This window comes from Phascolarctobacterium faecium, assembly GCF_003945365.1.
Taxonomy (GTDB): Bacteria; Bacillota; Negativicutes; order Acidaminococcales; family Acidaminococcaceae; genus Phascolarctobacterium; species Phascolarctobacterium faecium.
The window spans coordinates 594,438-605,379 of record NZ_AP019004.1 but is presented as its reverse complement, the minus strand read 5'-3'; the positions used below and the strand labels follow the sequence as shown (position 1 = coordinate 605,379).

Sequence of the window (10,942 nt, the reverse complement as noted above, 5' to 3'; positions counted from 1 at the left end):
GTATTTGGGTTTGCCGCTCTGCTTTTTTCGCAAAGCGGCACTTATGGGGAAATATTTTCAAGCAAGACGGAGGGTCGCAACGTCTTGGTGAAAACCTTACTCATCCTGTCTACTTTCGCAATATTTTAATTAATTCTTGTTTTGATAATTTCTTATTCCTTATACTTAATAGTATCTATATAGATTATTTTTGATATAATACCATATTTGTCCCCCCCCGCAAGACATTTTTGTTATAAGTGAATACGCCTGTCTGAAAGTCTTGCAACTGGCACCCGAACTGCAAAAAACCGCCTGCCCAGGCAGACGGTTTTGTTATTTGAATTATTTACTTGCCAGCCTTAGACAACAGCCTCTTTTCTTCTCAAACAAATAAAAAAACACCGTATGCAATCACACATACGGTGTCCCAGAACTTTTATTCTCTTTTTCAATGCTTCTGCAGCTGTTTATTTATTTCACGCACCAGCGTCGCTAAATTTAAAGGCTTGGCTAAATGGCTGTTCATACCTGCCTTTTTCGCTTCGATGATATCTTCGGCAAAAGCATCGGCCGTCATCGCCACGATCGGCACAGTTCTGGCATCGGACTTAGCAGAAGCGCGGATCTTCTGCGTGGCTTCATAGCCGTTCATCACAGGCATCTGCACATCCATCAGCAGCAGATCATAATATCCTGCCGGCTCCGCCGCAAATTTTGCCGCGCCTTCTGCGCCGTCACAGGCACTTTCTACCACAGCGCCGGCAGATTCCAGCATTTCCACCGCTATCTCACGGTTCAAGGCGTTATCTTCCACTAATAAAAAGCGTTTACCGCTGAAATCAGTTTTACTCTTTTGTTCATCGGCAGCTGCTTGACCTAAAACATATCTCTGTAACGCCCGGCACAAAGTCGACATAAAAACAGGCTTCGTCATAAAACCGTTGACACCCGCCTGACGCGCCTTCGTTTCAACATCGGCCGAATCATATGCTGAAATCAAAATGATCGGCAGCGGTTCGCTGATGGCGCGGCGAATGATCGCCGCCGTTTCCACTCCGTCCTGATCCGGCATCCTGCAGTCCAATATCACCGCGTCGTAAGGCTCACCCGCCTGATGCGCCGCCAGGACCTTCTGCACCGCCCGCTGTCCACACGTTTCCCAGTCCGAACGAATGCCAATCTGCCGTAAAAGCTCCGTCGTATGCTCACAGACGATCACATCATCGTCGACTACGATGATCTTCAAATCGGGAAACTTAAAATTGCCCAATTCCAGTTCACTGATCGGCAGCGGCAGCCTGATCGTAAATTCAGTACCAGTACCAACCTCGCTGCTGACCTCGATCGTCCCGCCCATCAAATCGACGATTTTCTTCGAGATCGCCATCCCCAGACCACTGCCTTCAGTTTTATCGATCCGGCTGTCTTTTTCGCGGGTGAAGGGTTTAAAAATATCCCTCAAAAACTCCGGCTTGATTCCGATGCCGGTATCCCTGACTGTAAATTTGAACCAGGCTTTGGCCGCATTTTCTGACGCCGTTTCTTCGATATCGAAACTGACGGTACCGCCCGGCGGCGTAAACTTGGAAGCGTTGGAAAGCACATTGATCAGTACCTGCCGCAGACGCAGCGAATCGCAGCACAGCTGCTCGTGCCTGATATGCCGCAGGCGCACGTCAAACTGCTGCTGCCTGGCCTTGACACTGCTCTGCATGATCGAAACGATAGTATCCATCACCTCCGGCAGCTCGATCACTTCTTCCGCCAGAGTCATTTTTCCGCTTTCTATCTTCGACATATCCAGCACATCATTGATCAGGCCCAGAAGATGCTGACTCGAAAGCGAGATTTTCCGCAGACAATCCTGTACCTTTTCCGGAGTGTCGATATGCGCGGAGGCAATATCTGTCATCCCCATAATAGCGTTCATCGGCGTCCTGATATCATGCGACATCCGGGAAAGAAAATCAGACTTTTCACGGTTAGCGACTTCTGCCGCCTGCAGTGCCGCCTGCAGCTCCTGTGAACGTTTTTCCAGCTGCTGCTGCAGTTCCTTTTGTTCAACGGCTTCAGTAACATCAATAAAGGTAGCGTAAATGACCGGGATATCGTTAACTTTTTGGTCGCTGAACATACCGCTGACTTTGATCCAGGAGCAGCTTCCATCTTTAAGCGGCATCCTGCAGATACATTCATAACCACTTTTCCCTTTCAGCAATGCCTGTTCAACTACCATCGCCATTTTTTCATACTCTTCCGGGTACTGCGCAAAATATTTGCGGCAGCTGTTATGATAGATCGCTTCATACTCTTGCTTTGTGTATAAAGTCTGCGAGTAAAAATAATCATTAGCCCAGACTACGGTAAAATTTTCGTCCATCAAGTGCTTGCTGACACTGACGTTCATCGCACTCATCAGCATATTGTAGTCATAGACCGTCTGCTCACTGCTTTGTTCGTTCAATTTAAGGCCGTAACTGTCAGCGTTCATGCTTTCACTTCTCTCATGATTTTAAATTTCTGCAAATTCTCTCATCAATTTAAGTTTTACAATTATTTTATTTAATATTTTCTAAACTATTCGTTATCTAATTAATATTGTAGTTATGCTTTTTGTAAAAAGCAATATTTTTTTGTAATATCATGTAATTTTACCCCTCTACAGGACAATCATACTGATTTACTTGCTCATGCTTTATAGGTTCCACATATGGGTGAATATATGTAAGCACTGCAAAAATATCATTCAACAAATCCTGCAAACTGCTTCCTGTCATCTATGCACGACAGCATAATAAAAGAACACCGTACAAAATGTACGGTGTTTTAGTGTTTTATAATTTATTTTTGGGATTCGGCCGCTGTTTAAAGCAGTGATAGCTGCAGTAATACTGCCGCCGGCGTCCGGCCAGTGCCGTATAGACATGATAGGTTTTATTGCAGGAAAATTCCTTGCCGCAGATCGGACATACCTCCAGCAGACTTTTTAAAGGACCGCTGGAACTGCTCCCGCCACCCGTTATTTCATTGCCGATAACATCATCTTCATTTTTCATAACAGTTGCTCCCATCCCGCTTATTTTTTAATTGCATCCCGTTTATTTTTTGTATTACCAGTTATACTTTTTATTATATAATTAATAAATTTATATAATTTTTCAGCACGGTTTATTATAATACATCAAATCAATTCCTGCAAGATTTTTGCCGTATAATTTATATTTTATTTTCCAAGCCTGACTTATGACGTCTTCCGGCCTTTTTTACATACAGCCTGCTGCAGATAAAAGAAGTAAACGGGATCGTAAACAGGATGCCAAAGCTGCCGATAACGGCCTGCAGGATCTCTACGACCACCATTTCCTTGTTCAGCAGATACAGCAGCGAATGGTTATAAGCAAAGAACAGCAAAACTATCGTCAGTGAACCGCCGATATATGCCAGGATCAGCGTATTGGACATCATGCCCAGGATATCGCGGCCGATATTATTGCCGGCCTGCAGCAGCATTTTCCTCGTAGGTTCAGCAGTAGTAGCCGCCAGCTCGTTCAGCGCCGAAGCAATATCCATCGCCACATCCATGATCGCTCCCAAAGCGCCGATAATGATCGCGCTGAATATGATTGCTTTCAGATCGACCGGGTCAGCAGGATTCAAAAACAGCAGGTACATGGAATCCTCGTCTACCAGCCCCGTAAGCTGCAAAAAACTGTCTGCAGACGCACTGATAAGCGCCGCAATGACAAGTCCGCCGATACAGCCCAAAATAGTCGCGACCGTTTTTCTGCTGATGCCATTCACCAGCAGCAGATTAGTCACGACAATAAAAGCACAGGTCAGGATCGTCCAGCAGTAAACGTTCTTGCCTGACAGTATCGCCGGTACAAAAACTGCAAAGATCGACAGGCAGCAAAAAAGCAGAGAGATCAAAGTATTTACGCCCTGCATCCGTCCAAAAGCGATAATACTTAAAGCAAAAACAGCAAACAGCCACATCAGTACATTACTGCGCAGATGCTCGGCATAACTCCATTCACCCTGACTGCTCTGTCCCGGCAGCAGCAGCACCTTATCGCCAACGGCTACGTCGCGCCCAACCGCAAAACTGCCGGCTTTATTCTGCGCAGCCGTCACTTTGACGCCTTCCTGCCTTCCTGACAATAATTCGGCTTCAAATCTTATCTGCTCAAATTTAGCCCCTGCTGCTGCCGGCAAAAGCTTCACTACCCTTGCCTCAACAACGTCAGTAGGCGATTTCTCTTTAAAAAAACTTAAACCCTGCACAGCAAAATAATGCCCCGCCGCAAGATACAGCACAGCCAGAATGATAGTAACGAGATAAACAAATTTATTTTTCAAGGTACGACCTCCAAAATTTATTTAAAATAAATTTTGGCAATTCTCAATTATCAAGACGCACTTTCAGCCTAATCAGCGTCAGCCTTGCCAGACTGGCAGGCAAAGCCCTGCTTCCAACACTTTCAGCCGGAACTGACAGACTCAGCAGCAATGGCAGCAGCGCCGGCAGAACATAATTAAGACAGCTGCCGATAACGCTGACCGTCAGACACACCGGGCAAGCTGTTCCGCTGCAGTCATGTCCGTGACTGGCCTCTACATATAGAGGGGCCCAGACTGCGCCGACAGCAATAACCAGTATCAGCAGTAAAGCTGTTATCGATTTATAATTACTTTGTTTTAAAGTCATGGCGTTCACTCTCAAAACAAGATTTTTCTGTTACTCTATTTATTAATATACCACAAAAAATTCCGCTGACTTGTGAACTTTTCACTACTGCTCACAGTACAGCCCAGCTACTTCAGACAGTAATAAAAAACAGGCCAGCCTTCTAAAAGCTGACCTGTTTTTTATTACTGCCTGCTATCAGGCATTTTCATAATATCTGATCACTTTTATGCGCCGCATTCTTTTATCATTAGCTTTGACCGGCGCTTCATCACACTCCGGATCTACCAGATCCTCCAGCCTGCACCCGAAAATACTGCGCAGCTTCAATAGCAGTTTCAAACTGCCGGGGACTCTGCCATTTTCAATATTGCTCAGGTGGGTCTGCGTTATATCCAGCATTTCCGCCAAAGCTGTTTGCTGAATGCCCTGTTTTACTCTTCTGACTTTGATTTCATTGCCTATTTTTTTCAAATCGATACTTTGCATATTCGTCCCACCACTTTCTTTAAAATCTTTTTGCTTAGCTTTAATCAAGGTAACGAATGACCCTGACTCTCTTTTTCCTGGGTTTGTTTTCATCTTCCAGACAAAGCAGTTCGTCGATCGTACAGCCTAAAATATTTTTCAGCTGCAGCAGCAGTTCCAGGCTAAGCATAGCGCGGCCAACTTCGACGTTGCTCATATGTGTCTGCGAGATCCCTAATTTTTCTGCCATCGCTGTCTGCGAGATCAGTTTCTGCATCCTTCTTACTTTGATATTCATCCCTATTTTTTTTCTGTCTAAAGTTTCCATTTTCCACTCCTTACTGTGTACGTATGCATATAGCTTCCTTTAAAAAAATATATCCTGCATTTCTACACGTTTTTCTATTTCAAATTTCATCATAATTGCAAACTGTACACCAACATTTTTAATGTTTAATTATTTTGCCAATTAAATTAAGTATAGTTTATTGTTTTTATTATAGCATTTATTAAAAACCAGCACAATATCTTATATAAAAATGTTGCTCCAAGCCGTTTTTAATCACATATTAAACTTTTTCATATTTTTAGCAGAAGTAGTTTTGTATTAATTAATAAAATTATATTTTTTATTCGTTTACATTTGTTATTTCATTCTTTAATAAAAATAAAGTATTTTTAAATTATATCTAATCGTTTTTTCAAATAACTAAATTCACTATATGTTTTACTATAAATGTTTATGTTATAATTTACTTGTAATATTTTCGAAGGGATATTGGCGATGTTAAGCAAAAATACGCTATTTGAATTTCTTTATCAAAATTTACACGACCAGATCACCTGCGGCCATCTGAAACCTGGCGATACTCTGCCTTCCATGCCGCAGCTTGCAGCCATTTATAATGTCGGTATCCGCACCGTCAAAGATGTTTTGGCCAGATTAAAAACAGAAGGCCTGATCCAAACGACAGAACGCAAACCGGCACGTGTCATTTACCGGGCTGAAAAAAACAGTGCTTCTCAAAGCTATGCTGTTGGTCTGCTGCGGCGTCAGGAGTCGCTGACAGAAGTTTATCAAACCATGGGGCTCATTTTACCGTCCATTTTTCATTTTTCTGCCGCACACTGCGATATCAAAAAGCTGCCTTCCTATCAGAAGCTGCTCAAAAAAAATAACTGTCAGGATACTGCAGCGCTCGATGCCGCTTTTTCAGCTCTGCTGAACGAACTGCTGCGCAGCTCCAACAATCTGCTCTATAACGATCTGTATAACAGTCTGAAAACTTATTCTAAGGTTACTTTAGCGGCACCTAAAAATATGCTGTTTAAGTATGATCCGGAAACCTTCCGGCTGCTGCTGGCTGCTTTACAGAGTAATGATTACCAGCTTGTCAATAAGCGTTTCAATGATATGTATCTCAGCTTTTCTGTTTCAGTCAACAAATATATCCGGAAAGTATACAAAAAATACCAACAGGCAGAGATTCCCGAACCTGTTTATGATTATAACTGGAGCGCTGAAAAAGGACGCGACCATTACTATACCCAGATCGCCCGTGACCTGATCGATAAGATCGCCGCCAGCATCTATGAGCCCGGTACACTTTTACCTTATGAAGCTGTACTGGCCAGAAACTACAAAGTCTCTATTTCCACGATCCGCAAATCGCTGGCTCTGCTCAACGAGATCGGCTTCGCAGAAACCATCAATACCAAGGGCACTATTGTCAGGCTGCCGCCTACCTTCATCACCGCTAATTGTATGCAGAACGAGCGTTACAAAAAAGATACGCTGATCTATCTCAGCGCCTTGCAGCTAATGTCAGTTATTATCAAGCCTGTCGCTGTGGCTGCAGCCGGCAGGATCGATCCCCAGACACAGAAAGCCTGGCGGTCAGAATTTGGTCAGCCAGGTAAAGTACCCCTGGCCTTAATAGTCAATTCCCTGATCGAACTTACGGAGCTGCAGCCGCTGCGGGCGATACTGCAGGAAACCAATAAACTGCTGCACTGGGGTTATTATCTGGCTTTTCACCGCCAGAATCTTGCAGGAACGACGGATACTCTTTGCAAATATACATGGCAGGCTTATTTATACCTGGAAGCACGGGATATTGAAGGTTTCAGCACTTATCTGGCAATTTGTTTTTCCTATATCCTTGAAACGATCCGTGATTTTATTATACAGCATGGCCTGCAGGAAGCCGCAAAGCTTGCAACACCTTACAAGATACCAGATTTAAATATCAAATAAAAAAATAGACCTGCCCTAAGGCAGGTCTATTTTTGGGGAATATCTTCAAACAAGGCGGAGAGGGTTGCAATCTACCTTGCCGAAAATCGACTTCACGAATTTTAAATATCGCAATATTTAAATTCGCAATATTTTAATTTATGTTATTATAGCACATTCCCATTTTTTTCAAAATAGTTTTTCAGAAATTTATTTTTAAATCAAAAAGCAGCTTCTCCATTATTAAGATGAGAAGCTGCTTTTACATTTTTCCAGGAATATTCCCTGCTGTTCTCACAGCATATTTTCATCAAATACGACAAAAACATTTTTGCCTTTTCCCTTGGCTTTATACAAAGCGCTGTCCGCTTTCTGATACAGGTCGTCAAAAGCAGCGCCGTCGTCAGATTCACAGAACACCATCCCGATACTGCAGGATATCTTCAGTCCTTCTTTTGCCGCGCCTTTAGTGTACAGACTGCAGATCTGCCCGGCTTTCACCAGGGCATTTTCCATACTGGTGATATCACACATCAGCACCGCAAATTCATCGCCGCCGATACGGCCCAGCAGATCCGAGCTGCGGAAGCTGCGCTCAAGATTGGCAGTAAGCTCACACAGCACCGTATCACCGAAGGCATGTCCCCTGCTGTCGTTAACATTTTTAAAATCATCAATATCCAGCAGGAAAAAGGCATGCTGCCGTTTCGAGCTGTCAGCTAAAACCTCATTGACATATTTTTCAAAAACAGCCCGGTTATAAATACCCGTCAAAGGATCACGCTCAGCCTTATGCTGCATCCGTGCAAATTTATTCTGCGTATCGTTGATATCCAGAACATTACCTAAAACACGCTTGATCTGCCGCTTATCATCAAATACCACCGCCATATAAAAACGATACCAGTGATAATCGCCATCAGAAGTATGCAGGCGCCCCTGAAAAACTGTCCTGCCGGCCCTTTGCAATTCTGTCAGAGCCTTCTGCACGGCACTGCTGTCTTCCTCATGAAAATACTTATTTAAACTGCTGCTATTCTTTTCCGCAATAGTATCAGTAATAAAGCCGCCCAATTTTTCCAGTATCTGTTTTTCGGTATTATGCCTGGCCGCACCTTCACCGGTATTTTTTACGATCAGAAATTTACATGCTTTCAGATCAAATTCAAACATGCAGCCTTCCATCAAGCCCGCCGTCAGCCGCAGACCCTCTATCTCCGCGTTGATCTGTTTTAAACGGTCTTTTTCGATCTGCCGCCAGATATAGATGATAACGAGAAAGCACAGACAGATGAGCAGGAAATATTTTCCCATCGTATCCCGGGCGATCTTATTCAGCATCTGCTGATCTGCCAGAAGATTGGTTCCTGAAACGATCTGGAAAGTGTACCAGTCGTTAACTTCTACAGGCGCAAAGACTACATACTGTGTCTCGCCAAAGATATCAGTATAATAGAAAGCGCCGCTTTCTTTATTGGCAATAGCTTTTTCCAGGTCTTGCTCCGTCATCGAGCAGCCAATGGCTTCCTGCTCCAGGAATTTAAAGAAATTTCCCTGCTTGCCATTGCCGATGCCCATAATCACATCGCCCTTTTCATCTGCGATCATCGTAATGCGGTCCTGCTGCATATTCAGCACCGCCAGCAGCGTTTTCGTCGCATTGTCAAGATCATAGGCTTCATGGACAACGCCGATGACCTCTTCATCCTTATACAGTGGCTTAGCCAGAATAACTACTTTTCTGCCGCTGGACGGCAAAACGACCGGCCCTTCAACAACTTCTTCTCCCTCTAAGGCCCTTTTATAATAATCCTGATCCAGGATATCGATTTCCTCGCCATTGCTCATCAGGGTTTTCTGACCACGATAAGTAAGTCCAACAGTCGAAAAATGCCCTGTGTTGGAAACTGTACTCAAAAGATTGATCAAATTATCCTTCTGCCCTTCATATCGAGGAGCGTTTCTCAGCACGATATCCAGTAATTCATTCTGCCGCTGGATCTCGGTATGCAGAATAACCTTGGTATGATGGGCTGCGTCCAGCAAATAATCGTAAGTCTGGCGTTCCAGAATGTCCTTTTGACTGGCACTGAAATTGAATGCAAAAGAAACCGCCAGGATCAAAACTGAGATTATAGTTATGACGATCAGCTCACGATGCAGTTTTCCCCACATAAAGCTACCTCTTTCTATTTTTTACAAACGCTCTCTGAATTCTACAAAATAAAACAATTAGGTTATCCGCTATTAATTATAACCTATTTTTTATATTATAGCATTTTTACTTTTAGCAAATAAATACTTTTATCTTTATTTTTTAAGCCCGGCCGCTGTTTTTTACTGCCGCTGAAAAAAAGCAAAACACCGCTTTCTGTAAAAGCGGTGTTTTGCCTGTAGGAAACTATATATGAGATGTAATTGCCGTTAAGGCTTAAACATGGCTATTGGAAACTTCAACAGTTTTGTTCATGACGTTGGTAAAGAATGTAACCGGCACCATAGTCTTGCCATTTACTAAAATCGGAGCGTTGTCCAAAGTAATGGTTTGGCCATTGCGTACATATTGGTTGCTGCCAATAGTCATAAAATAGGTCTGATCACCTTTTTCCATCGAAACATTTTGCATACCGGCATCCCAGAATACCTGGTAGTCCATTTTTTCCATCAGCGGACGCAGGGGCAGGTATACTGTATCTTCTTGAACCATGATGGCTTCATCAGGAGTTAATACCAGCTCTTGTTGATCCATAACGATGGTTCCTGCACCAAGATGGACTTTGATATCGGCGCTGTTGGCTTTAGCGATAGACCAGCCAAAAATGCCTACCAATAATAAGCAGACCACTACGATTACAGATTTTTTCATTTTCATTGACCTCTTTCCTTTCCTGCTGAGCAGGTTTTGTTTACGATTTTTATTATATACACTTTTTCATCTGTGTGAAGTTTTCAATATTTAAATATCAACTAGAAAAAAATTACAGTTTACTTACAAAAATACTTTTTCCGCCTTTTTTACAGGTCTGAATGGCGCATTTTAAAGCCCTTAACCCCCCTGAAACAGTAGAAGTAAATAAAAAAACGACCTTTGTAAGCGCAGTACCTGCAAAGGTCATTTTTGAGTATAAAAATTTTTTAATCCAAAGACTTGACGATCACCAGAACAGGAAACGCCGCATCGGGCAGATCGCTATGAGCACCGCCGCAGACCTTTTCTTCATAAGCGTCCCGGTCCAGCAAATCAAAATCTACAATAATATCGTCACTGTAATATTCCTGAGCCGGCTCAATATCTTCTTTGCGGATACCCTGCCAGGCAGCTTTCGGCACTTTTGCCGCAAAAAATTCCAAAGTCGATGATTTAGCATGATAAATCTGGATCGCGTCTTCTGCGGTATACAACATAACTTTCAACTCCTGTCTTTTCAAGATCAACGGCGCGCTGCCAATGAATGACAGCATCGCTTGTTGTTATTATCACTATATCACAGAAAGCAGCGACAGTCAAAAATCTTAATAATAATTATTAGTTGCATTATTTTCTAAAATATGATTACTAAAAAGCGGTA

The 10,942-nt window shown here is 43.1% G+C and carries 10 protein-coding genes; 1 reads left to right on the top strand and 9 read right to left on the bottom strand.

From position 1 onward, the window contains the following. Positions 1–430: 430 nt before the first annotated feature. The 6 genes from PFJ30894_RS02925 to PFJ30894_RS02900 form a co-directional block, all read right to left on the bottom strand. Complete coding sequence (locus tag PFJ30894_RS02925) at positions 431–2,473, bottom strand: hybrid sensor histidine kinase/response regulator (RefSeq protein ID WP_125668981.1); 2,043 nt, start codon at positions 2,471–2,473, stop codon at positions 431–433. A gap of 343 nt (positions 2,474–2,816) precedes the next feature. Then, a complete protein-coding gene (locus PFJ30894_RS02920; RefSeq protein ID WP_021718653.1) occupies positions 2,817–3,038 on the bottom strand; it encodes a hypothetical protein in 222 nt (73 codons plus the stop codon). 160 nt (positions 3,039–3,198) lie between these two features. Beyond that, on the bottom strand, positions 3,199–4,341 hold the full coding sequence (locus PFJ30894_RS02915) for a YibE/F family protein (protein WP_125668980.1): 1,143 nt from the start codon (positions 4,339–4,341) through the stop codon (positions 3,199–3,201). A gap of 43 nt (positions 4,342–4,384) precedes the next feature. After that, a complete protein-coding gene (locus PFJ30894_RS02910; RefSeq protein ID WP_125668979.1) occupies positions 4,385–4,690 on the bottom strand; it encodes a hypothetical protein in 306 nt (101 codons plus the stop codon). A gap of 177 nt (positions 4,691–4,867) precedes the next feature. Continuing rightward, on the bottom strand, positions 4,868–5,158 hold the full coding sequence (locus PFJ30894_RS02905; protein WP_113077537.1) for a helix-turn-helix transcriptional regulator: 291 nt from the start codon (positions 5,156–5,158) through the stop codon (positions 4,868–4,870). Between the two features lie 40 nt (positions 5,159–5,198). Then, a complete protein-coding gene (locus PFJ30894_RS02900; protein ID WP_021718658.1) occupies positions 5,199–5,465 on the bottom strand; it encodes a helix-turn-helix domain-containing protein in 267 nt (88 codons plus the stop codon). A gap of 456 nt (positions 5,466–5,921) precedes the next feature. Here PFJ30894_RS02900 and PFJ30894_RS02895 point away from each other — a divergent pair, with 456 nt between their 5' ends. Continuing rightward, positions 5,922–7,394, top strand: coding sequence for a GntR family transcriptional regulator (locus PFJ30894_RS02895; RefSeq protein ID WP_125668977.1), 1,473 nt, complete (start codon positions 5,922–5,924; stop codon positions 7,392–7,394). A gap of 273 nt (positions 7,395–7,667) precedes the next feature. Here PFJ30894_RS02895 and PFJ30894_RS02890 read toward each other — a convergent pair whose 3' ends face one another. From PFJ30894_RS02890 to PFJ30894_RS02880, 3 genes are all read right to left on the bottom strand, one after another. Beyond that, on the bottom strand, positions 7,668–9,548 hold the full coding sequence (locus PFJ30894_RS02890) for a sensor domain-containing diguanylate cyclase (RefSeq protein ID WP_125668976.1): 1,881 nt from the start codon (positions 9,546–9,548) through the stop codon (positions 7,668–7,670). Between the two features lie 256 nt (positions 9,549–9,804). Next, on the bottom strand, positions 9,805–10,239 hold the full coding sequence (locus tag PFJ30894_RS02885) for a stalk domain-containing protein (protein ID WP_046430522.1): 435 nt from the start codon (positions 10,237–10,239) through the stop codon (positions 9,805–9,807). A 269-nt stretch (positions 10,240–10,508) separates the two neighbouring features. After that, positions 10,509–10,778 (bottom strand): hypothetical protein, encoded by a 270-nt coding sequence (locus PFJ30894_RS02880; protein ID WP_021718662.1) that lies wholly within the window; start codon positions 10,776–10,778, stop codon positions 10,509–10,511. Positions 10,779–10,942: the final 164 nt, after the last annotated feature.

Excerpts from the sequence above, each read along its gene's own strand:
- PFJ30894_RS02885 (WP_046430522.1), bottom strand. The coding sequence starts at position 10,239 with ATGAAAAAATCTGTAATCGTAGTGGTCTGCTTATTATTGGTAGGCATT.
- PFJ30894_RS02910 (WP_125668979.1), bottom strand. The coding sequence starts at position 4,690 with ATGACTTTAAAACAAAGTAATTATAAATCGATAACAGCTTTACTGCTG.
- PFJ30894_RS02920 (WP_021718653.1), bottom strand. The coding sequence starts at position 3,038 with ATGAAAAATGAAGATGATGTTATCGGCAATGAAATAACGGGTGGCGGG.
- PFJ30894_RS02905 (WP_113077537.1), bottom strand. The coding sequence starts at position 5,158 with ATGCAAAGTATCGATTTGAAAAAAATAGGCAATGAAATCAAAGTCAGA.
- PFJ30894_RS02880 (WP_021718662.1), bottom strand. The coding sequence starts at position 10,778 with ATGTTGTATACCGCAGAAGACGCGATCCAGATTTATCATGCTAAATCA.
- PFJ30894_RS02900 (WP_021718658.1), bottom strand. The coding sequence starts at position 5,465 with ATGGAAACTTTAGACAGAAAAAAAATAGGGATGAATATCAAAGTAAGA.
- PFJ30894_RS02895 (WP_125668977.1), top strand. The coding sequence starts at position 5,922 with ATGTTAAGCAAAAATACGCTATTTGAATTTCTTTATCAAAATTTACAC.
- PFJ30894_RS02890 (WP_125668976.1), bottom strand. The coding sequence starts at position 9,548 with ATGTGGGGAAAACTGCATCGTGAGCTGATCGTCATAACTATAATCTCA.
- PFJ30894_RS02925 (WP_125668981.1), bottom strand. The coding sequence starts at position 2,473 with ATGAACGCTGACAGTTACGGCCTTAAATTGAACGAACAAAGCAGTGAG.